The organism is Kocuria rosea (genome assembly GCF_023715525.1).
GTDB classification, from domain to species: domain Bacteria; phylum Actinomycetota; class Actinomycetes; order Actinomycetales; family Micrococcaceae; genus Kocuria; species Kocuria rosea_A.
In genome coordinates this window covers 25,483-46,905 of the sequence record NZ_JAMBOG010000010.1, presented here as the reverse complement: position 1 = coordinate 46,905, position 21,423 = coordinate 25,483, and the positions used below count along the sequence as shown (strand labels likewise).

Annotated in this window: 16 protein-coding genes; 11 read left to right on the top strand and 5 right to left on the bottom strand. The window is 71.4% G+C overall.

The genetic code is table 11. The features are described from left to right. The first annotated feature begins 144 nt into the window (after positions 1-144). Together M3185_RS08995 and M3185_RS08990 are read left to right on the top strand one after the other, a co-directional pair. Positions 145-1,335: an NAD(P)/FAD-dependent oxidoreductase gene (locus M3185_RS08995; protein WP_251333333.1), complete on the top strand. Its 1,191-nt coding sequence runs from the start codon at positions 145-147 to the stop codon at positions 1,333-1,335. A gap of 109 nt (positions 1,336-1,444) precedes the next feature. After that, positions 1,445-2,584, top strand: a complete 1,140-nt coding sequence (locus M3185_RS08990; protein ID WP_251333332.1) for an aromatic ring-hydroxylating oxygenase subunit alpha — start codon at positions 1,445-1,447, stop codon at positions 2,582-2,584. 288 nt (positions 2,585-2,872) lie between these two features. Here the strand turns inward: M3185_RS08990 and M3185_RS08985 are convergent, their stop codons facing one another. Further along, entirely contained in the window at positions 2,873-3,187 is a 315-nt protein-coding gene (locus tag M3185_RS08985; RefSeq protein WP_251333331.1) for a hypothetical protein, read from the bottom strand. A 514-nt stretch (positions 3,188-3,701) separates the two neighbouring features. On the opposite strand from M3185_RS08985, the gene M3185_RS08980 reads away from it, so the two are divergent. Next, positions 3,702-4,871 (top strand): heparan-alpha-glucosaminide N-acetyltransferase domain-containing protein, encoded by a 1,170-nt coding sequence (locus tag M3185_RS08980; protein WP_251333330.1) that lies wholly within the window; start codon positions 3,702-3,704, stop codon positions 4,869-4,871. Positions 4,872-4,956: 85 nt separating this feature from the next. Here M3185_RS08980 and M3185_RS08975 read toward each other — a convergent pair whose 3' ends face one another. Together M3185_RS08975 and M3185_RS08970 are read right to left on the bottom strand one after the other, a co-directional pair. Further along, positions 4,957-6,087, bottom strand: coding sequence for a sensor histidine kinase (locus tag M3185_RS08975; protein WP_251333329.1), 1,131 nt, complete (start codon positions 6,085-6,087; stop codon positions 4,957-4,959). Next, on the bottom strand, positions 6,084-6,812 hold the full coding sequence (locus M3185_RS08970) for a response regulator transcription factor (RefSeq protein ID WP_251333328.1): 729 nt from the start codon (positions 6,810-6,812) through the stop codon (positions 6,084-6,086). Before M3185_RS08970 ends, M3185_RS08975 begins: the two co-directional genes overlap by 4 nt. Positions 6,813-7,956: 1,144 nt before the next feature. Here M3185_RS08970 and M3185_RS08965 point away from each other — a divergent pair. Together M3185_RS08965 and M3185_RS08960 are read left to right on the top strand one after the other, a co-directional pair. Further along, positions 7,957-9,384 (top strand): GntP family permease, encoded by a 1,428-nt coding sequence (locus M3185_RS08965; protein ID WP_251333327.1) that lies wholly within the window; start codon positions 7,957-7,959, stop codon positions 9,382-9,384. A gap of 36 nt (positions 9,385-9,420) precedes the next feature. Further along, on the top strand, positions 9,421-10,335 hold the full coding sequence (locus tag M3185_RS08960) for an NAD(P)-dependent oxidoreductase (protein WP_251333326.1): 915 nt from the start codon (positions 9,421-9,423) through the stop codon (positions 10,333-10,335). A gap of 338 nt (positions 10,336-10,673) precedes the next feature. Here M3185_RS08960 and M3185_RS08955 read toward each other — a convergent pair whose 3' ends face one another. After that, on the bottom strand, positions 10,674-10,886 hold the full coding sequence (locus M3185_RS08955) for a hypothetical protein (RefSeq protein WP_251333325.1): 213 nt from the start codon (positions 10,884-10,886) through the stop codon (positions 10,674-10,676). 402 nt (positions 10,887-11,288) lie between these two features. On the opposite strand from M3185_RS08955, the gene M3185_RS08950 reads away from it, so the two are divergent. The 3 genes from M3185_RS08950 to cls all read left to right on the top strand — a co-directional run bounded on the left by M3185_RS08950 (position 11,289) and on the right by cls (position 16,067). Then, positions 11,289-12,245: an ABC transporter ATP-binding protein gene (locus tag M3185_RS08950; RefSeq protein WP_251333324.1), complete on the top strand. Its 957-nt coding sequence runs from the start codon at positions 11,289-11,291 to the stop codon at positions 12,243-12,245. Next, positions 12,245-13,483 (top strand): ABC transporter permease, encoded by a 1,239-nt coding sequence (locus tag M3185_RS08945; RefSeq protein WP_251333323.1) that lies wholly within the window; start codon positions 12,245-12,247, stop codon positions 13,481-13,483. Before M3185_RS08950 ends, M3185_RS08945 begins: the two co-directional genes overlap by 1 nt. A 1,120-nt stretch (positions 13,484-14,603) precedes the next feature. After that, complete coding sequence (gene cls / locus M3185_RS08940; RefSeq protein ID WP_251333322.1) at positions 14,604-16,067, top strand: cardiolipin synthase; 1,464 nt, start codon at positions 14,604-14,606, stop codon at positions 16,065-16,067. Between the two features lie 97 nt (positions 16,068-16,164). Here the strand turns inward: cls and M3185_RS08935 are convergent, their stop codons facing one another. Further along, complete coding sequence (locus M3185_RS08935) at positions 16,165-16,674, bottom strand: hypothetical protein (protein ID WP_251333321.1); 510 nt, start codon at positions 16,672-16,674, stop codon at positions 16,165-16,167. Positions 16,675-17,210: 536 nt separating this feature from the next. Here M3185_RS08935 and M3185_RS08930 point away from each other — a divergent pair. Genes M3185_RS08930 through M3185_RS08920 form a run of 3 tightly spaced genes read left to right on the top strand, consistent with a single transcriptional unit; the run spans position 17,211 to position 21,396 of the window. Beyond that, a complete protein-coding gene (locus M3185_RS08930; protein WP_251333320.1) occupies positions 17,211-19,190 on the top strand; it encodes an amino acid transporter in 1,980 nt (659 codons plus the stop codon). Next, positions 19,187-20,716 carry a sensor histidine kinase gene (locus M3185_RS08925; protein ID WP_251333319.1) on the top strand — a complete coding sequence of 510 codons (1,530 nt, stop codon included), beginning with the start codon at positions 19,187-19,189 and terminating at the stop codon, positions 20,714-20,716. Before M3185_RS08930 ends, M3185_RS08925 begins: the two co-directional genes overlap by 4 nt. Continuing rightward, complete coding sequence (locus tag M3185_RS08920) at positions 20,713-21,396, top strand: response regulator (RefSeq protein ID WP_251333318.1); 684 nt, start codon at positions 20,713-20,715, stop codon at positions 21,394-21,396. The genes M3185_RS08925 and M3185_RS08920 overlap by 4 nt, the downstream gene beginning before the upstream one ends. The last annotated feature ends 27 nt before the right edge of the window (positions 21,397-21,423 follow it).

Below are 21,423 nucleotides of genomic sequence, written 5' to 3'. Positions count from 1 at the left end.
AAGTTCCGCCCGATCCTTGACACTCCCTCGGGACGCCTCCACGCTGTAACTCACATTGTGATGAGTGTTGCGTCTTGCGCAAAACGTCACGGTCGGTCGGGGACGCAGCGCGTCCCGTCCCGGAAGGCCCGGAAGGGGTTGTTGATGGAGTCGCTGGTCATTGTTGGTGCTTCGCTGGCGGGGTTGTCGGCGGCTCGGGCCGCGCGGCGGCAGGGTTTCACCGGTCGGGTGGTGATCATCGGTGATGATCCGCATCGTCCCTATGATCGTCCGCCGTTGTCGAAGGAGTTCCTCAGCGGGGTGTGCCAGGTGGAGGATCTGGCCCTGGAGAGCGATGAGGAGCAGCTGGAGGCGGAGTGGGTGCTGGGGGTCGCGGCGGTGTCCTTCGACGCGCTGAGCCGTGAGGTGGGTCTGGCCGACGGGCGCAGCGTGCGGGCGGACTATCTGGTGGTGGCCACGGGGGCTTCGGCGCGGGCGCTGCCGGAGCTGGCGGGGCTGGAGAACGTGCTGACGCTGCGGACCCTGGAGGACGCCAGGAAGCTGCGGGCGCTGGTGGCGCGCGGAGGGCGTCTGGTGGTGATCGGGGCGGGGTTCATCGGCGCGGAGGTCGCCTCCACCGCGCACGCGCTGGGGTTGCAGGTGACCGTGCTGGAGAAGTCGCCCACCCCGTTGTGCGGGCCGTTGGGGGCGCAGATGGGCTCGGTGGTGGCCGGGCTGCACGACCGGGCCGGGGTGGAGCTGTTGTGCGGGGTCGACATCGCCGGCTACGACATCGACGGTGGTGTGCTCACCGGGGTGCGTCTGGCCGACGGGCGGGTGCTGCCGGCCGATGTGGTGGTCGTGGGCATCGGCGCGGTGCCCAACGTGGGGTGGTTGGAGGGCTCGGGGGTGGAGCTGGGCAACGGGGTGGTGTGTGATGCGGTCGGGCGCACCAGCGTGGCCGGGGTCGTGGCCGTGGGCGACTGCGCGGCGTGGCTGGATCCGCGCACCGGCGCCCACCGGCGGGTCGAGCACTGGACCGGGGCCCTGGAGCGCCCGGCGATCGCGGTGGGGGCGCTGCTGGGCCACGCCGATGCGTCCCTGCCCGTGGAGCAGCCCTATTTCTGGTCCCACCAGTACGGGGCGCGGCTGCAGTTCGTCGGGGACATCGCCGGGGCCGACCGGATCAGCTACGAGCACGGCGGGGAGGGCCAGGAGAGCTTCCTGGCCGTGTACTACGCCGGGGAGGAGCCGGTGGCGGTGCTGGGCTGGAACCAGCCGCGGCTGTTCACCCGCTGGCGCAAGTCCCTGGCCAAGACCGCCACGGCCGTGCCCGTGCAGCGCCTCACCGCCTGAGCCCGCCCCCCCCTTCCCCGCCTGCTGTCCTTTCCTGCGGGCCTGTTGCCTTATCTCTTCCCTGTTTCTCTCTTTTTGTGTTGTGCCTGGATCTACAAGGAGGACCTCTGTGTCGACCAACATCATCTCCGAGTCCCTGATCGCCACCCTGCCCGGAAGCACCTATGTCGACGAGGCCGTGTTCGCCGCCGAGCAGGAGCGCATCTTCGAGCAGATGTGGTTCTGCGCGGTGCGCGCGGCGGATCTGGACAAGCCCGGGGCGTTTCGCACCGTGCAGGTGGGGCGGGAGTCGATCATCATCACCCGCAACCGCAAGCACGGGATCCGGGCGTTCTACAACGTCTGCCGTCACCGCGGGGTGAAGCTGTGCATGGAGGAGACCGGGGAGGCCGGGCGGTCCTTCCAGTGCCCTTACCACGCCTGGACCTATGACTTCGACGGCAAGCTCATCGCCGCCCCGAACCTCACGAAGATGCCCGACATCGATCGTCAGGAGTACGGGCTGGTCACGGTCCCGGTGCGGGAGTACCTGGGGTATGTGTGGGTGTGCCTGGCCGAGGAGCCGCCCTCCTTCGAGGAGGACGTGATGGGTGATATCCAGGAGCGGCTGGGCGACACCCAGGCGATCGAGGGCTATGACGTGGCCAACCTCGCCCTGGGCCGGCGGATCACCTATGACGTGAAGGCCAACTGGAAGCTCATCATCGAGAACTTCATGGAGTGCTACCACTGCGCCACCATCCACCCCGAGCTCACCGAGGTGCTGCCGGAGTTCGCCGACGGGCTGGCCGCGCAGTACTTCGTGGGCCACGGCGCGGAGTTCGGCGAGGACGTGCTGGGCTTCACCGTGGACGGTTCCGAGGGCCTGGAGAAGATCCCGGGCGTGGACGAGGACCACGACCGGCGCTACTACGCGATCACGATCAAGCCCACGGTGTTCGTCAATCTCGTTCCGGACCACGTGATCATCCACCGGATGTTCCCGCTGGCCGCGGACCGCACGATCGTGGAGTGCGACTGGCTCTACCTGCCCTCGGTGGTGGAGTCGGGCAAGGACGTCTCGGCCTCGGTGGAGCTGTTCCACCGGGTCAACCAGCAGGACTTCGACGCCTGCGAGCGCTGCCAGCCGGCCATGGGCTCGAAGGTCTACGCCAAGGGCGGTGTCCTGGTGCCCAGCGAGCACCACATCGGGGCCTTCCACGACTGGGTCCTCGACAAGATCGGCGACGTCGCCACCCCCCGCCCCTGACCCCACCCCACCCACCCCCGATGCGGCCGTCTCCACGGCGTTCCCCTGCCCGGCGGCGGGCCCATGACCCATCCGGAACTCGCCTCCACCCGCCACCTTGCGCGGGCCGGACACAGTGGTCGCCCGGAGCTCACCGGAGGGCTCGAGGCGGACGCCCAGCAGGAAGCCCGAGGCTTCGGCAGGTGCTCAGCGGCGTCAGCACAGCCCAGACGGCGACCCGGGGCGCGGTGTGGCGCCGGGGTGGTTCCGCCGTGACGGCCGGACCGTGACGGGGAGGTCATCTGCCCATCACCATGACCGCCGAGAGGACCCCAGCAGCAGAACGGCCAGCATCACCACCGCGACGACGAGCCGTTGCCGCCGACCGTCCAGGACGATGACCGCCACCAGGGCCGGGACCCCGATCCCTGCGGCTGCTCCGGCCGGCAGCGAAAGCGTGTGGCCCAGGAGGACTTCCGGGCGTACGCCGAAGAAGCCGAGGTTGGCCAGGAACAGCGCCAGCAGGCACCCGATGGTGATCGTCACCCCGACCATCCCCGGTACGACGCAGCCCGCGACCCGCAGCGCGGTGCGGTGCTGGGACAGGATGAGGGAGGAACTCACGGTGCTCCTGGGACCGAGGACGAGGTGGACCTCAAGAGCAGGGACGGGGCGAGGGACGCACGGTGGGGCGCGTCCCGTTCTCGTGCGTGCGACCCCCGGCAAGGGGATGCTTCACCGTCCGTGACCGGTCGTGACGCCCCGCACGGCGTCGTGCGGCCCGATCCGGGAAGGTCTGCGTCGACACCTCGGCAGCCCGTTCGGCCCCACCGGCGGATCCGCCCGACGACCGTGGCCTGCTGGACCGGTGCGGCAGACGACCCCCTCGCGTGCACGGTGTGGCTCGCAGGACTTCACGGAATCTTGAGGATTGCTCAACGGGAGCGCAAGGTGCATCACAGACCCTGAGCGCAGGACGGTCCCGGGGTTCCGGGGCCGCAGACACGGCTCGTGGCCGGGACCCTGGGGGTGCCGGGGTCGGCCTGGCACACCTGGGGGAGTCATGAGTCGGACGTCCAGAACGGAAGGATCCGACCTGGCGGGCGCCGCGGGCGGTGCCCCCAGGTCCTCCAGGCGGTTGGCGGGTGTTGACGCGGCCCGCGGGCTGGCGCTGATCGGGCTGATGGCCGTGCACATCCTGCCCACCGAGGACGAGACGACCGGCGAACCGACCTGGTCGTACATCCTCTTCTCCGGGGACTCGGCGGCCCTGTTCGCCCTGCTGGCCGGGGTGGGACTGGCGCTGAGCTCCGGAGGACGGCACCGGCACCGAGGGCGGGAGCTGGCTGCCGACCGGGTGGCGGTGGCCGTGCGGGCGCTCCTGATCGCCGTGGTGGGCCTGTGGATCGGTACGGTGATGCCCGAGGACGCGCCGGCGGACAACATCCTCGTCTACTACGGGGTGTTCTTCCTGCTGGCCATCCCCTTCCTCCACCTGGGGCCGAAGGCGCTGTTCGTCTGCGCGGCGGTCTTCTGGATCGTGGGTCCGATGCTGATGCAAGGGCTGAGGGACGTCCTGCCTGCATACACCTCCGACAACCCCACGTTCGCCGATGTGGCGCAGGAACCGGAAGCGACAGCCTCCCAGCTGTTGTTGACCGGCTCGTACCCGGCCCTGTGCTACCTGACGTACCTGCTGGTCGGAATGGGGGTGGGACGGTTGGGCCTGCGCGAGAAGGCGATCCAGATCCGTCTGCTGGTGGTGGGGGTCGGGGTGGCGATCCTCGCCCAGACCACCTCGTATCTCCTGCTCCACGCCCTGGGAGGCTACGCGCGGCTGCTGGAGAGCTCCTCGAGGAACGAGGAGGACCTGGAGGAGGCTCTCCTGTGGGGGCCGGAGGACGAGCTGCCCACCGACACCGCTTGGTGGCTGGTGGTCGACACCCCGCACACCAACACCCCGCTGGCGATCGCCGCCAGCCTGGGCGTCGGGCTGGCGGTGCTGGGCTTCTTCCTGCTGGTTGCACCACGGGCCAGGACCTTGCTCGTGCTCCTGTCGGCGATGGGTGCGATGACGTTGACCCTGTACACCGCCCACCTCGTGGGGCTGTCCTTCGAGGCCCACTACGACTGGCCCTACCTGTGGTTCACCCTCAACCTGGCGGTCAACGTCCTGTTCGCGGTGCTCTGGCAACGCACCCTGGGACAGGGCCCGCTCGAGCGGGCGGTGGGCTGGGCCAGCACGAGGGCCCGCCGGCTGGTGCCGACCGGCCCTGCCGTCACCGGCCATGACCGGAGCACGGGCTGAGAGGCAGTGCCTCACGACTGGACACCGGGGTCGTGGAGACGGACCGCGGCCGGTGTTCGTCGTCCTTCGGCGGCGAACCGGTGGGTCAGCTCGTAGCGGTGTGCCGCGGCAGCCGGACCCGGAAGGCGGCCCCTTGCCCACGTCCGGGACTGGTGGCTTCCAGGGTTCCGCCCTGGGCCTCGACGAGGGCTTTGCTGATGGCCAGTCCCAGCCCGGAGCCGCCGTGGTCGGATTCCCGCCCGGCCTCGGCGCGGTAGAACCGCTGGAAGACGTGCGGCAGGGCCTCGGCAGCGATGCCGTCACCGGTGTCGGTCACCGTGACGGTCACCGACACCGGGTCGAGATCGGTGTGCACGGTGACGCGGCCGCGGGGAGGGGTGTGGCGCAGGGCGTTCTCGATCAGATTGCCCAGGACCTGTCCCATCCGTTCGCCGTCCAGCACGGCCGGGGCCGCCGTCACACCGGCAGCCGCGACGGTGATGTTCTTCTGGGCCGCGAGGGGTTCGACGGCCGCCACCGCCTGCTGGGCCAGGTGCGCCATGTCGACGGTGGTCGGCTGGAGGCGCAGGAGGCCCTCCTCGGCCCGCGTCAGGGCCCGGATGTCCCGGGCCAACCGCTCCAGCCGGGTGATCTGGGCGTGCAGGATGCCGGTGGTCCGCTCGTCCAGGGGCACTACTCCGTCCTCGATGCCCTCCAGATGCCCCTTCAGGCTGGCCAGAGGGGTGCGCATCTCGTGGGCCAGATCCGCCAGCATCTGCCGGCGGGTGGCGTCCACGGCGTTGAGCTTGGCGGCCATGTCGTTGAAGGAGGCCGCCAAGGAATCGAACTCCGGCCCCAGCCCGGCCGAGGGAATCCGCACGTCGTAGTGGCCGGCGGCCACCTGTCGAGCGGCTGCGGTGAAGGAGGCCAGAGATCGGCCGATGGTGCGGTAGAGGTAGAAGCTGAGCAGACCGGCGATGCAGAGGGCCGGAACCGCCCCGACGCCCAAGGCGATGAGGCTGACCGGTCGCAGCGCATCCTCCAGGTGCTCCAGCCCCAACCCGGTGGCCTCCTCCACGTGACCGGCGTCGATGAGCTCGTCGTAGAACATCGTCGGTCCGGCCAGGACGGCCGTCAGCAGCACGATCGCCAGACCGGCCAGCAGGACCGAGATCTGCGCCAGCATCAGCCGCACTGTCAGCGGGCCCCAGGACACGAGGCGGCCCGTGGTGGTCATCGCCCGGTCCCCATCCGGTAGCCGATCCCGCGGATGGTGTGGATGAACCGCGGGCTGGCGGCCTCGTCGCCGAGCTTCTTGCGGATCCGCCCGATGTGCACATCCACCAGGTGGGCGTCCCCGGACCAGTGCGCGTCCCAGACCATCTCCACCAGTTGCCGGCGGGAGAGCACCAGCTGCGGGTGGGCGGCCAGGGCGGCCAGCAGGTCGAACTCGATCCGCGTCAGCTCCACCGCCTTCCCGCCCACACGGACCTGTCGGGCGGCCTCGTCCACCACCAGCTCCCCGATCACCCGGGCCCGGACCGCCGGATCGGACCCGGCCGCGGGCTCGTCGGGACGGGCGCGGCCGCGGGAGCGGCGCAGCATCGCCTGGACCCGGGCCACGAGCTCGCGCGGGCTGAACGGTTTGGTCACGTAGTCGTCCGCGCCCACCGACAGCCCCACGATCTTGTCCACCTCGTCATCACGGGCGGTGAGCATCAGCACGTAGCAGTCCGAGAAGGTCCGCACCTGACGGCACACCTCGATCCCGTCGATCCCGGGCAGACCCAGGTCGAGCACCACCACGTGCGGGGCGAACTCCCGCACCGCGGCCACGGCCTCGCTCCCCTCGTGCCGCACGAGCACCTCCAGACCGACCTTGCGCAGGTACCCCTCGACGAGGTCGGCCAGGTCCGTCTCGTCATCGACGACCAGAACGCGCCCGGTCAGCGGATCCGTCATGTCCCCTCCTTGTGGTGATCGCAGTGCAGTGGATCGGCGTCGATCCCCCGGATCCGCGGCGTCGGCTCCGTTGCGAGTGCGGGCCGCTGATCTCCTCAGGGCTCCGTCCGTGGCGCCCTTCGGGGTTCTGCCGGTCCTCCGCTCCTCCAACAGGCTCCTCGCGAGCGCCTGTGGCGGATCCGGCACGCACACGGGGGTCGACGTCGTGGGCGATTCGGTACCCCTCGCGTCCATGATCCCTCTTGTTCCCGTCCTCCCGGGATCCGGGGTGCGCTGTCCGTGAAGGTCGCCGTGAACCGGACCGCAGGAGATGGTTCGCCCTCGGGCGACGGTCGATGTGGTCGGGCGGCTGCTCCCGGTGGTGGTCGGTTCCTCCATGCCGACCATGCCCCATCACGCCCGTCTCGCTGCTCACCCGGATTCTTCGCCGACCTGGCGGGCGAGGCCAGCATGAAGGTCCGGACGCGAAAGTCCCTCCCCGCCCCGCTGGGCTCCACGGCACAGGGTTCGACCCCGGGCGGCTCGCGCCTGCCTTCCGCGGTCGGGCCCTCGCGGTGCCGGCGCCGGCGGGGGCGAGGCCCGAGCCCCTGTACGGCGTCCTGGCCGGTGTCGTGGCGGTGGGTCCTGCACCACGAGCGCCCTCCGGCCGGCGCGATGCCCCACGGCCGCTGGTTCCCGGCGATCCCTGTCCCATGCCCGAGTCCGGTCCTTCGCCAGGGCCGCCCGCGCATCCACCGGCCGGCAGGCAGGTGGTGGTCGAGGGGGGCCATGCTGGGGGTCGAGGCACGTCGGCCACCGGGTGGCCGCCGGGCCGAGGCGAAGACCGCGTGAGCTACTTCACTGGCGACTGTTGACAGTGGCTGTGGGGAGACTCACACTGGAGCTATTGGATGTTAACAGTCAACAGCGGTTTTTCAGGATTCTGGCACCCGCCGGGCCACCAAGGCGCGCACGTTCCCGTCCATGAAGCGGCGTTCGAGGCCAGGTGCTCCCCGGGACCTGTCCTCCCGGACGAGGAAGTCCCAGAACCGGCACGGTGCCGCCTGGGGGAACCTGGCCGCCTCCGCCGAGCAAGCAACTGCCCGCCCTGCCCGACCACCGTCCGCCTGCCGGTGCGTCCGGCGCCACCCGTATCGGAGAAGTCATGGACACGATCGTCCTGGTCCATCTCGCCATCGCGGTCATCGGCATCGTCCTGATGATCGTCTGGGCGAAGATCAACCCCGTCGTCGCGCTGGTCGTCGGCGCGCTGTACCTGGGAGTCGCTGCCGGGCTCGGCTTCGAGGGCTCCGTGGCAGCCGTCAACACCGGCTTCGGCGCCCTCATGGCGGAGGTGGGCCTGATCATCGGGTTCGGCGTCATGATCGGCACCACGCTCTCGGCGACCGGCACGATGCAGCGCGTGGTCGACGGCCTGCTGACACTCGTCGGGCCCAAGCGGTCGCCCTATGTCCTCGGCCTCACCTCGGGCATCATCTTCCCGTCGATCTACTTCGACGTCGCCCTGGTCATCCTGGCGCCGATCGCCGGCGCCATCGCCAAGCGGACCGGCAAGAGCATCGCGACCCTGGCCGGCTCGCTGGCCATCGGTCTCGAGGTCGGCCTGCTGATCGTGGTCCCCGGTGTCGCCGCCATCGCGGTCGCCGGTCCGCTCGGGGTGGACATCGGCACCATGCTGCTGTGGGGCATCCCCCTGGGCATCTTCTTCATCGTCTCCAGCATCTTCGTGCACGACCTGCTGATGCGGAGGATCTTCGATCCGGTGAAGGACCGGGAGCACGGCTTCGACGACTCCATCTTCGGGGAGTCGATCGAGGAGGAGCGCGCCCGCCTCGAAGCCCAGCGCGGGACGGGCGTCACCACCGCGGGCACCACCGAGGTCGCCGGCAGCTCGGCGGGCACCGTCGTCGTGACCACCCCGACCCGGCAGATGCCGCTGGCCGTGGCGATGCTCCCCGTCATCGTGCCGATCCTGCTGATCATCCTGGACACGGTCACCGGCATCCTGGGCCAGGAGGTCCCCGTCCTCGGCTTCCTCGGCAGCCCCGTGGTCGCCCTGCTCATCGGCCTGCTCATCGGCATTGCCCTGGCGATCCCCGCCGTCACCCGCAACGGCATCGACGACCTGCTCACCCGGGGCGCCCAGACCTCCGGGTCGATCCTGCTGTTCACCGGCGTTGCCGGGTCTCTGGGGCAGGTGATCACCGAGGTGGGCATCGGCGCGATGATGGCCGCCCTGTTCCAGGCGAACGCCGCGATCCCGGTGCTGCTCACCTGGACGGTGGCCGCGGTCCTGCGCATCGCGCAAGGATCGGCGTCGGTCGCCGCGATCACCGCCGCCACCCTGCTCGCCCCGATCATGGGCTCCATCGACGCCCCGCCGGTCCTCATCCTGCTGGCCGCGGGGACCGGCGCCGCGTTCGGTGCCCACGTCACCGACAACACCTTCTGGATCTTCAAGCAGATGCTCGGATTCACGACCAGGGGAACGTTCAAGATCTACACCCTCGCCCAGTCCACCTTCGCCGTCATCGGCCTGGCCGTGTGCCTGCTGCTCGACGTCATCATCTGAGTCCGCCCCGTCCCTCACCCCGCCAGGAGAGCCCCCATGTCGTCAGTGCCACCGCTCCGGACCACCTTCATCGGCATCGGGGCCATCGGCCTGCCGATGGCCGAGCAGCTCCTGGCGGCCGGGTTCGATGTCACCGGTGTGGACCCGTTCGCCGCTCAGCGGGCGAAGGCGGCCGACCGGGGACTGCCCGCCGAGCAGACGCCGGTGTCCGCGGCCGCGGCCGACGTCGTCGTGTGCATGGTCGCCACTCCGGAACAGCTGCGGGCGGCGGCGCTGGGCGAGGCCGGGGTCCTGCGGCGCATGCGCGAGGGGAGCGTCCTGGTGGTGATGAGCACCGTAGGTCCCCGTGCGGTGCGCGAGGTGGCCGACGCCGCGCCGCCCACCGTCGCCGTGCTCGACGTGCCCGTCACCGGGGGCGTCGCGCGGGCGGTGACCGGGGAGCTGACCCTGTTCGCCTCGGGCGACCCGGCGACGATCGACCACGTACGGCCGGTCCTCGAAGCCCTGGGAACGATCGTCGACTGTGGCCCGGAGATCGGCCAGGGCCAGTCCTACAAGGCGGTGAACCAGCTGCTGTGCTCCGTCCACATCGTGGCCGCGGCCGAGGCGCTGGCCTTCGCGGGCGAGCTCGGCCTGGACCCGCAGAAGGTGCTGCCCGCCGTCGCCGGCGGTGCCGGCAGCTCCTGGATGCTCTCCGACCGGGGTCCGCGCATGCTGCAGGGCCTGGATGCCGAGGTGACGAGCACCATCGGCATCTTCGTGAAGGACTCCACGCTGGTGAAGGACATCGCCGACGAGATCGGGTTCGACGCCCCCCTGGTCACCGCCGCCCAGGCGAAATACCTCGCGGCGAAAGAAGCCGGCTGGGAACGCAAGGACGACTCCCAGGTGATCCAGACCTACCGGCGGCAGTTCCCTCCCCGCCCTGGCGCCTCGGGCGCTCCCGGCTGAGCGTCCGACTCGACGCGGAGGGCGTCCCCGAGCATCCGCATCCGGGAGGTGCCCGCGCCGAGCACCCGGGCGAAGGCCATCGCTGAATCCGACGGTGCACGGAGCGCCACCCCTCAGCGGGCCTGCGCCACCGGCGGTCCGGTCGTCACCGGACCGTGCGAGGGAACGGCCGGCGGTGCCGGCGGACCCGCGCGGTGGCCCGGGACGGCCGCCGCGGTCCGCAGGCCCCCGGCGAGGAATCAGGCCGGAGCGGCGACGTCGACGACCCCGACGGTGGAGAGCGGCCACGGCTCCCCGCATCCCCAGGGCCGGGATCCTGAGGGCCGGGCCGGTGGATCTCAGAGGAAGCGGGCGGCCACCAGAAGGATCATCCCCACCGTGGTCAGCGCCGCAGGCCCGACGAAGGCCGACAGCGCCGTGACCCGTCTCCGCCCCGGCCCGCGGGTCGTGGTGAGCCGCCGGCGACGGGCGGTCTCGGCCAGCATCGGCCACGCGGCAGCCGCCAGCAGCAGGGCGGCACTGAGCGAGATGAGTTCCAGATCCAGGGGCATGGCCATGATTCTAGGATCCGTCCCGAACCCTCCCCGCCCATGCCGGGCCTGCGCGCATCTTCGGCGGGAATGTGCTGCCCATGGCCCTCCCCGCGACAGCACAGTGCCGGCGACCACATCGGACAGGGGCGCTCCGTGGTCTCGCCGGCGCGGCCGGGGTTCCTCTGCGGGCGGCCATGTGGTGGGCGTCCGGTCCGCGGCCGTCGATGGAAGGAGGGGCGTCCCGGCGTGCAGGGACATCTGCCGCCGTGCCGCTGTGCGGGACGGCGCCCGTGAGGCCTCGGAGGCGCCGCGCAGATCCCTGTCCTGTGCCAGCAACCCGTCCGAGGCACCGGAGAAGCGTTCCTGCGCCGGCGGCGCAGCGTGCCTCCGTAGGGTGGTGGGTATGCGAAAGAGAACGACATGAGCGAGCCGCTGGTCCACATCCAGGACTTCCGGATGGCCTTCGGGAACACCACCGTGATCGATGACCTGTCCTTCGACGTGCACGCCGGGGAGACCTTCGGGTTCCTCGGTTCCAACGGGTCCGGGAAGACCACCACCCTGCGGGCCCTGCTGGGGATCTACCAGCCCACCGCCGGGGTCCTGCACATCGACGGCAAGGTCTTCGAGCCCGCCGACGGGGCGAAGCTGGGGTATCTGCCGGAGGAGCGGGGGCTGTACAAGAAGGAGCCGGTGCTCGAGACGATGGTGTACTTCGGCCGGCTCAAGGGCCTCGACAAGACCAGGGCCCGATCCTGGTCGCTGGAGTACCTGGAGCGGGTCGGGCTGGCCGACAAAGCCACCACCCGCCTGGACAAGTTGTCGGGGGGCCAGCAGCAGAAGGTGCAGCTGGGGGTGACGATCATGAACACCCCGCAGCTGCTGATCCTGGACGAGCCGACGAAGGGCTTCGACCCGGTCAACCGCCGGCTGCTGATGGACATCATCGACGAGCAGCGACAAGCCGGCGCCACGGTCGTGATGGTCACCCACCATCTCGAGGAGGTGGAGCGTTTGTGCGACCGGGTGATCCTGCTCAAGGACGGCACCTCCCACGCCTACGGCACCGTGGGGCAGGTGCAGGAACAGTTCGGGTCCACCGTCTACCGCCTCATCCACACCGGCGCTGTCCCGGCCTCGCCCCGCTACACGGTGGTCAGCACCGAAGCGGCAGGTCAGGACCGGATCTCCCGGCTCGCCCCTGCCCCGGGTGCGGACGGGACGACGGTGCTGGCCGAACTCGTGGGCGGCGGAGTCGCGGTGTCCGGGTTCGGCAGCCAGCGGACGTCGTTGGAGGAGGTCTTCCTGCGGGTCTACGGCACCGACACCCTCGCAGCACGGACCAGCGGCACCGAGACGGCGGGGGTGGGGGCCTGATGGGACGCCACAACCTCTCCACCGTGGTCGGCTTCGAGCTCACGCGCACCGTGCGCAAGCGCGGGTTCTGGATCGCGACCCTGGCCATCCCGGTGGTCATCGCGATCATCTTCGCCCTGTCGTTCACCGCCAACACCTCCATCAGCGATTCCGAGGAGGCGCAGAAGGACGCGCAGGTCTCCTTCGCCTACACGGACGCCTCCGGGCTCATCCCCGCGGAGCTGGCCGGCGCCTTCGGGGGGACGCCCGCCACCGACCCGGATGCGGCGCTCGAGCAGGTCAAGGCCGGGGAGCTGGACGCCTACTTCGCCTACCCCGGCGACCCGGCCGCCGCGCCCATCGAGGTGACCGGGGCCGACCGCGGGCTCTTCGACAACGGGGCCTACGACGCCGTCGCCCAGTCCCTGCTGACCACCGCGGCCCAGCAGGAGATCGGGGATCCCGCCCTGGCCGCGGCCGCAGCCGGAGACCTGAGGGTGGAGGCCACGATCTACCGGGCGGGGGAGGCCACCGGCGGGTTCAACGACGCCGTCGCCCCGCTGCTGCTGCTGGTGGTGTTCATCCTGGTGATCATGCTGCTGTCCAACCAGATGCTGTCCTCCACCCTGGAGGAGAAGGAGAACCGGGTCACCGAGATGGTCCTCACCACCGTCGACCCCACCACCTTGATCCTGGGCAAGATCGTGGCCCTGTTCGGGGTGGGGCTGGTGCAGGTGCTGGTGTTCCTCGCTCCCGTGGTGGCGGGCTACCTGTTCTTCCGCGACAGGCTGGCGATCCCGGAGGTGGACCTGTCCCAGGTGCAGGTGGACGCGCCCACCATGGTGGTGGCGGTCCTGCTGCTGGTGGGTGGGTTCGTGCTGGTCACCGGCGTGCTGGTGGCGATCGGGGCGATCATGCCCACCGCCAAGGACGCCGGGGTGGTCTTCGGGCCGCTGATCTTCGCGATGTTCGTCCCCTTCTACATCGTCAGCCTCATCATCAGCGACCCTCAGGCGCTGATCGTGCAGGTGTTCACCTACTTCCCCCTCACCGCTCCGGTGACCGCGATGCTGCGCAACGCCCTGGGCACCCTCGAGCCCTGGGCGGCCGGGGTCGTGATCGCCGAGCTGTTCGTGCTCGGGGCGGTGGTGCTGCGGGTGGCCGTGCACCTGTTCCGCCACGGCTCCACCGCCTACACCGACAAGCTCGACCTGCGCGCCGCCCTGGACCGTGCGCGCCGGGTGAGGGCCGGCCGGTGAATCCTCCGCTCGCCCCGCTCCCGCCGGGTGTCGGGGCGAGCGGCCCCGGCCCCGCGGCGCCTCGGGCGCCGGGGCCGGAGCCGTTCCGGTCGGCAGGGGGCCTGGACCGCTGCGCGGAACTCCTCGGCCGGACCGTCCTCGGGTCCGGTGGGCGGGGCGTCGTGGCCGGGGGCCGTGGCGTGCTGCGTCCTCCTGGAGAAGGCCTGGTCGTCCAGGAACGCGTGGCGCAGAGGGAAGGGAGTCTGTCGGCACGGCAGGAGGGACTGGGCAGGCCCGCGCTCCACTCCCAGGCGTCGCGGTCGCGGTCGCGGCTCGTGCGCGGGCGCTGCCGGCGGGCCGGTGGACAGCGTCGGGCACGGTAGGGCCACGTGGCGGATGCAGTGCTCTGCACGGACGTCATGGATGTCCCGAGGGTGGAGGCCCTGCCCGCGCTGGACGTGCTGGACACCCCGGGAGGAGCGCTACGACCGGGTGGTGCGCCTGGCGCAGGAGGTCTTCGGGGTGAGGGCCGCTTCGGTGAACCTCGTGGACGCCCACCGGCAGTGGACCGAGGCGGAGGTGGTCCGGACGCCACCGTCGATGCGCGGTTCGAGGCCACTCGGTTCGTGGTGGGCACCCCGCGCATCCGCTTCTCCGCCGGGCACCCCCTGCGGGCCCCGGGCGGGCCCCGGGCGGGGAGCGGATGGGCACGCTGTGCCTGACCGACCCTGCCCCCGGGATCTCGACCCCCGGGAACGGCGGATCCTGGCGGAGATGGCCGGGGGGGTGCAGCGGGGCTGGCGGCTCAGCACGGGCCCTCCCCGTACAACGACCAGCAGCAGACGACCGACCGGGTCGGGGCGGCCGCGGAGAAGATGCTGGCCGACACCGGCACCTTCGTGACGACCTTCCCCGCCCGCGTGGACCCGGCCGCCGGCTGGTCTCCTCCGGTCCGCCGAGGTTCCGCCCGGGAGGCGTGGCGCCAGGAGAACCCCCGTGGGCTCCGGCGACGCGGAGCACACGGGCCGTCGCCGAGCCGCTGCACCGGACGGGCCTGCCGCGCTCGTACCGAGGCCGCACGTGCCCGGATCGGGGCGACTTCTGCCGGTGCGCCGCCCGGGCCTGGGTAAGCTCCGTGGCCATGGGGTGGATACACGTCGTGACGACCGTGCTGGTCACCGTCGAGTACGGTCTGAAGCTGATCGCCGTCGGAACGGTGCCGGAGAACCGCCGCCCGTCGTCGTCCTCGGCGTGGTTGCTGCTGATCCTCTTCGTCCCGGTCGTCGGGTTCCCGTTGTACTGGCTGATCGGAAGCCCCTACGTGCGCGGGCGCAGGCACGCCATCCAAGCGGAGGCCAATCGGCGGCTGGCCGAGCACGCCGGGCATCTCCCCTCGATCCCCCGGGGCGTCGAGCCCTCGCCGGTGCTGGAGTCCGTGCTGCGCATGGCCCGCCGGCTCACCGCGCTGCCGTGCGTCACCGGGACCGACGAAGGGCTGTTCGGTGACACGCACGAGGCGTACGCCGCGATGACGCACGCCGTCGCCGCCGCCCGCAACTACGTGCACGTGGAGTTCTACATCATGGCGTGGGACGACACCACCGACCCGTTCTTCACGGCGCTGTCGGAGGCGGCCGGGCGGGGCGTGAAGGTGCGCCTGCTCATGGACCACCTCGGCTCGCGCAAGTACCCGGGCTGGAGGACGTTCCGCCGCCGTCTGACGGAGGCGGGCATCGACTGGCACCTCATGATGCCGATCGACCTGTTGCGCGGCCGGTGGCGGCGCCCCGATCTGCGCAACCACCGCAAGCTGCTGATCGTCGACGGCGAGACCGCCTTCGTCGGCTCCCACAACGTGATCGACCCGGCCTACGGCAGCGCGAGGAACGCCCGGGCGGGGCGGCGCTGGAAGGACCTCACGGTCCGGGTCAGCGGCAACATCGTGCTCTCGGTCGAGGCGGTCTTCGCCACCGACTGGTTCACCGAGACCGGCGAGCGGCTCGACCCCCGGCAGCACTTCGTCGAGAAGCCCGAGCTCGTTCCCGGCGGCCCGGTCAACGCCATGCAGCTCATCCCGTCGGGGCCCGGGTTCCCCTCCGAGCCGAACCTCCGGCTCTTCACGTCCCTGGTGCACCTGGCCGTGGAGAAGGTGGCGATCACCAGCCCGTACTTCGTGCCCGACGAGTCGCTGCTGGCTGCGATCACCACGGCGGCCTACCGGGGCGTGCGGGTGGAGCTGTTCGTGGGGGAGGAGGCCGACCAGTTCCTCGTGGGGCACGCCCAGCGGTCGTACTACCGCGCCTTGATGGAGGCGGGGGTGCACATCTACCTCTATCCTGCGCCGACGGTCCTGCACGCGAAGTACCTGACGATCGACGACAGCGTGGCCGCCATCGGCTCCTCGAACATGGACTTCCGGTCCTTCACCCTCGACTACGAGATCATGCTGCTCGCCTTCGGGGGGGACCTGGTGGCACGTCTGCAGGCCAACGACGCGCAGTACCGCGCGGTCGCGCACCCGCTGTCCCTGGAGGAATGGAGCAGCCGGCCCTGGTACCGGCGCTACCTCGACAACGTCTGTCGGCTGACCTCCGCCGTCATGTGATCCCTCGAGCACGCCTCCTCGGCGGGTCCTGGGCCCGGGAGTCCCGGCCAGGCGCCGGTACCCGTGTGGTGGAGGACGTCCGGGAGTTCCGGGGCCGCTACTCCGGGGCGGGGTGTCCTTCCGGGGACCCCTGCTCCGCGGAGGACAGGGGGGCCGGAGCTGCGGTGGGAGACGTCGCACGGGGGCAGGAGCCGATCCCGAGGCATCTGCTGGCGCTCATCACCTCGCTCCGGAGCTCGTCCAGATCCACGGCATCGCCTTCGCGCAGCCCGTGGGTCCGCACCCATGCCCGGGCGGCGAGCCACACGGCGTCACAGCCGTAGTCCGTGTCGGGATGGGCTGCCCCGACGCGGGTCTGGACCGGGTGGGCGGGGTTCTCACCCGTGAGCGAGAGGACGGCGACCGGGCTGGAGCCCAGGCCCACCTCCCCGCGGACGGAGACGATGGTCCGCCCGTGGAAGACGTTCCCGGGGCGCAGATCCCACGCGCGGTGGACGGCGGTGCACTCCGCCGCGGTGGGCTGTCGCGTGAAACGCTCCGCGGCGGGCGGCAGGGGCTCCTCGCTGACCTGAGGTCGAATCCGGTGCCCTCCCGGTTCCCGGTTCATCGAGGACCTCCTTCGCCGGTAGCCGCTGCTCCGGTGCAGCCGGCGCCAGGGACGACGTGGTCCCACGAGCATCCCAGAGCACCCGTTCACAGAGAACAACGGGCGGATATGTTGCAGGGCGTCGACGGGGCCGGCTCCACGAGGCTGCACCGTCACCTCACCGCCCCCGTCGGGCACCAGCCTCCCGGCGCCAGAGGTGTAAAGCCGCTGCTAAAAAAGACCCCGATCCCATTAGCGCGGCATTAAGAAACGCACAATGGGCCTGGCGGGGGTGTGGACTGTCCTCCAGAGATGTCCTGTCCATGGGCGCGGTCGGCGGCGACGAAGGGAGCCAGCGTGGACGTGTGCTGCGCAGCACCCCTGTCGTCGCCGTGCCGGCCCGGGGTCGGCCACCCCTCCCCGGTGTCGGCGGGGCACCTGCCCGCCCGCCCCGTGCCGGCGGGAGGCGGCGGCGGACCCGCCACCCCGGTCCGTGGCACGAGGCGGACGGCCGTGCCGGCCACTTCGCGCCGGGACCGGATGTGAGAAAGCAGATCATGGATCGTTCGACGACGTACACGATGCCGGCCAGCGTGCCGCGTCCTGATGGCAAGCCCGCCCCCCGGCGCCCCGTGGTGCGGTGGCTGTCGGCCCACCGGGTGGCCCCGGTGGGTCCGGGCGCTGCCGAGGCGGAGCACCACGAGCAGCCGTGGTGGAAGGTGATGTGCCTGACCGGGGTGGACTACTTCTCCACCCTGTCCTACCTCCCGGCCATCGCCGCCCTGGCCGCCGGGGCCTTCTCCCCGCTGGCCACCCTGCTGATCGTGGTGCTGACCCTGGCCGGGATGCTGCCGATGTACCGCAGGGTCGCCCAGGAGTCCCCGCACGGGCAGGGATCGGTGGCGATGCTCGAGCACCTGCTGCCGTTCTGGCGGGGCAAGGTCTTCGTGCTGGTGCTGCTGGGCTTCGTGGCGACCTCCTGGATCATCACCATCACGCTGTCGGCCGCCGACGCGACCGTGCACCTGGTGGAGAACCCGCTGGCTCCGCAGTTCCTGCACGGCCACCAGGTGGCGGTGACCGTGGTCCTGCTGCTGATCCTGGGCGCGGTGTTCCTCAAGGGCTTCACCGAGGCCGTGGCCGTGGCCGTCCCGCTGGTGGGCGTGTTCCTGGGGCTCAACGCGGTGATCATCGCGGTGGGGCTGTGGGAGATCGCCACCACCTCCGGCGCCCTGTCCGGCTGGACCCAGGCGCTGGCCTCCACCGGGGGAGGCCCCGGGGAGGTGGTGCTGCTGTCGGTGCTCGCCTTCCCGCTGCTGGTGCTGGGGCTGTCCGGGTTCGAGACCGGGGTGTCGATGATGCCCCTGGTCGCCACCCGCGGGGCCACCCCGGCCGAGCACCTGGTCTCGCGGGTGCGCAACACGCGCAAGCTGCTCACCACCGCGGCGCTGATCATGAGCGTCTACCTCATCGGGTCCTCCTTCGTGACCACGGTGCTGATCCCCGCCGAGGAGTTCGCCGAGGGCGGGGCCGCCAGCGGCCGGGCCCTGGCCTACCTGGCCCACGAACACCTGGGCGAGGGCTTCGGCACCGTCTACGACGCCTCCAGCATCCTCATCCTGTGGTTCGCCGGGGCCTCGGCGATGGCCGGGCTGATCAACATCGTGCCCCGCTACCTGCCCGGCTACGGCATGGCCCCGGAGTGGGGCCGGCTGGTCCGGCCCGTGGTGCTGGTCTACACCACCCTGAGCATCCTCATCACGGTGGCCTTCGACGCCGACGTCAATGCCCAGGCCGGGGCCTACGCCACCGGGATCCTGGCCATGATGGTCTCCGGGGCCGTGGCCGTGACGATCTCCTGCTGGCGGGGCCACCGGAAGAGGGCCGCGGCCGGCTTCGCCGTGCTGACCCTGGTGATGGGCTACGCCCTGGTGGAGAACGTCGTCCACAAGCCCGACGGGCTGACGATCTCCGCCTTCTTCGTCGCCGGGATCATCGCCGTCTCCCTGATCTCCCGTGTCCACCGCACCACCGAGCTGCGGGCCGACCGCATCGACTTCGACGAGGTCGCCCGCCGCTTCGTCCTCGACTCCCTGGCCCACGACGGACGGCTGCACATCATCGCCCACAAGCCCCGCGGCACCAGCGGGCGCCGCTACGCGGCCAAGGAAGCCGTCCAGCGGCTGGTCAACCCGGTCCCGGGCACCGCCGGCGTGCTCTTCCTCGAGGTGGCCATCAACGACCCCTCCGCCTTCTCCGAAGTGCTGGAGGTCCACGGGGCGGAGATCGACGGCCACCGGATCCTGCGGGTCTCCAGCCCGGCCGCCCCCAACGCGATCGCCGCGGTGCTGCTGGCCCTGCGCGATGCCACCGGGGTGATCCCCCACGCCTACTTCGACTGGTCCGAGGGCAGCCCGATCACCCACCTGCTGCGCTACCTGCTGCTGGGGCAGGGCGACACCGCCCCGGTGGTGCGGGAGATCCTGCGCGAGCACGAGCCCGACCCGTCCCGCCGGCCCCGCATCCACGTCGGATGACCACGATGGACGCGTCCCACCGCGCACGACCTCGGCCCCGGGAGGAGACCGTGGTGGGCGAGCGGGCCCGGGGGGCGGTGCTGAGCGGGTCCCGTCGGCTCACCGCGTGGACGCTCGCCCTGGGCGGGTCCGTGGCCCTGGCGGCGGTGTTCCTCCGGGCCGGCACCGGCACCGATGCGCTGACCCTGAACTTCCTGTGCCACCTCACCCTGGTGGTCTTCGTCGCGCTCGTGGGCGGCTGGTGGCCGGCGGTGGCCGCAGCCCTGCTCGGGACGATGCTCATCAACTGGTTCTTCACCCCGCCCACGGGGATGCTGATCATCCACGAGCCGTTGAACATCTGGGCGCTGGTGCTGTTCCTGCTGGTGGCCGCCGGGGTCGCCCGGGTCGTGGACATCGAGGCCCGCCGCACGGCCGAGGCCCGTGCGGCCCGTCACCAGGCGGCGGTGCTGTTCGAGCTGGCCGGCGGGGTGATCAGCGAGGGACTGAGCGTGCGGGCCCTGCTGGACCGGCTCCGGCAGTCCTACGCTCTCACGGGGGTCGCCCTGGCGACACGTCCCCCCCGCTCCACCGACCCTCGGCAGTGGAGCGTCCTGCTGGCGTCGGGCCGTCAGGCCACGGGTCCCGCCGACTGGGACCTCACCGTGACCGTCGACGAGGAGCACGTCCTGCTGGTCGACGGCTTCTCCGCCGAGGATCCCGAACAAGGCATCGTGGAGGCCTTCGCCGGGCGCATCGGCGCCGTGCTGCAGCAACAGGCCCTGGACGAGGCCCGGCTCCAGGCCCGGGAACTGGCCGCGGGCAACGCCATGCGCACCGCCTTGCTGGCGGCGGTCTCCCACGACCTGCGCACCCCGTTGGCCGGGATCAAGGCCTCCGTGTCCAGCCTGCGGATGCAGGACGTCGTGCTCAGCGAGGAGGACACCCGGGAACTGCTCGCCAACATCGAGGAGTCCGCCGACCAGCTCGCCGAGCGGATCGACGACCTGCTGGACATGAGCCGCATCCAGTCGGGGCACCTGGTGGTCCACCGGGTCCCTCTGGAGCTGCCGGACCTGGCCGAGAGCGCGGTCCGCAACGCCGCCGGGCCCGAGCAGCTGCACCGGATCAGCATCGACATCTCCCTGGACACGCCGCCCGTCCTGGGCGACCACGGACTGCTGGTGCGGATCATCGCCAACCTCGTGGAGAACGCCTTGAAGCACAGCACCGTCAGCCCCGTGACCCTGCGGGCGGCCACCGCGCCCGGCTCCGTTCAGCTGCGGATCATCGACCACGGCCCCGGGGTGCCCGCCGCGGACCGGGAGCGGATCTTCCAGCCCTTCCAGCGCCTGGGGGACCGGGACAGCACCACCGGGATCGGCCTGGGCCTGGCCGTGGCCCGCGGGCTGGCCGAGGGCGTGGGCGGGCAGGTGCGCGCCGAGGCCACCCCGGGCGGCGGGCTGACCATGGTCCTGACCCTTCGGGCGGCCTCCCCGCCCGCCGGGCCGGCGGCGGCCCCCGAGGCCGGGGAGGTGGACCGGTGAGCGCCAGCGTGCTCGTGGTCGAGGACGATCCCCACATCACCCGGGCCCTGCTGGTGAACCTCCACGCTCGCGGCTACCGGACCCACCAGGCCGCCACCGGGCGTCAGGCCCTGGACGTGGCCGCCCACGAGCACCCCGACGTCATCCTCCTGGACCTGGGGCTGCCCGACATGGAGGGCCGGCAGGTGATCGAGGGCATCCGCGGGTGGTCCCAGGTGCCGATCATCGTGGTCTCGGCCCGCAGCGAGTCCCACAGCAAGGTCGACGCCCTGGACCGCGGGGCCGACGACTACGTGGCCAAGCCCTTCGCCATGGACGAGCTCCTGGCCCGCCTGCGCGCCGCGCTGCGCCGGGCCCAGCCCGACCCGGCCCAGGCCGTGGTCACCACCTCCGACGGGCGGGTCCGCATCGACCTGGCCCAGAGGTCGGTCAGCGTGGCGGGAGCACCGGTGCGGCTGACCAAGCTGGAGTGGCGCCTGGTGGAGGTCTTCGCCCGCCACCCCGACCGTCTGATCGGGCGCACCGAACTGCTCACCACCGTCTGGGGGCCCGCGTACGGCGAGGAGGCGAACTCCCTGCGGGTCTACATGTCCCAGATCCGCGCCAAGCTGGAGCCCGAGCCCTCCCATCCGCGCTACTTCCTCACCGAGCTGGGCATGGGCTACCGGTTCACCCCCTGATCACCCCCTGATGACCCCCACCCGTGA

Coding starts and splice junctions, on each gene's coding strand:
- M3185_RS08995 (WP_251333333.1), top strand. CDS start 145: ATGGAGTCGCTGGTCATTGTTGGTGCTTCGCTGGCGGGGTTGTCGGCG.
- M3185_RS08975 (WP_251333329.1), bottom strand. CDS start 6,087: ATGACCACCACGGGCCGCCTCGTGTCCTGGGGCCCGCTGACAGTGCGG.
- M3185_RS08970 (WP_251333328.1), bottom strand. CDS start 6,812: ATGACGGATCCGCTGACCGGGCGCGTTCTGGTCGTCGATGACGAGACG.
- M3185_RS08965 (WP_251333327.1), top strand. CDS start 7,957: ATGGACACGATCGTCCTGGTCCATCTCGCCATCGCGGTCATCGGCATC.
- M3185_RS08960 (WP_251333326.1), top strand. CDS start 9,421: ATGTCGTCAGTGCCACCGCTCCGGACCACCTTCATCGGCATCGGGGCC.
- M3185_RS08955 (WP_251333325.1), bottom strand. CDS start 10,886: ATGCCCCTGGATCTGGAACTCATCTCGCTCAGTGCCGCCCTGCTGCTG.
- M3185_RS08950 (WP_251333324.1), top strand. CDS start 11,289: ATGAGCGAGCCGCTGGTCCACATCCAGGACTTCCGGATGGCCTTCGGG.
- M3185_RS08945 (WP_251333323.1), top strand. CDS start 12,245: ATGGGACGCCACAACCTCTCCACCGTGGTCGGCTTCGAGCTCACGCGC.
- cls (WP_251333322.1), top strand. CDS start 14,604: ATGGGGTGGATACACGTCGTGACGACCGTGCTGGTCACCGTCGAGTAC.
- M3185_RS08935 (WP_251333321.1), bottom strand. CDS start 16,674: ATGAACCGGGAACCGGGAGGGCACCGGATTCGACCTCAGGTCAGCGAG.
- M3185_RS08930 (WP_251333320.1), top strand. CDS start 17,211: ATGGATCGTTCGACGACGTACACGATGCCGGCCAGCGTGCCGCGTCCT.
- M3185_RS08925 (WP_251333319.1), top strand. CDS start 19,187: ATGACCACGATGGACGCGTCCCACCGCGCACGACCTCGGCCCCGGGAG.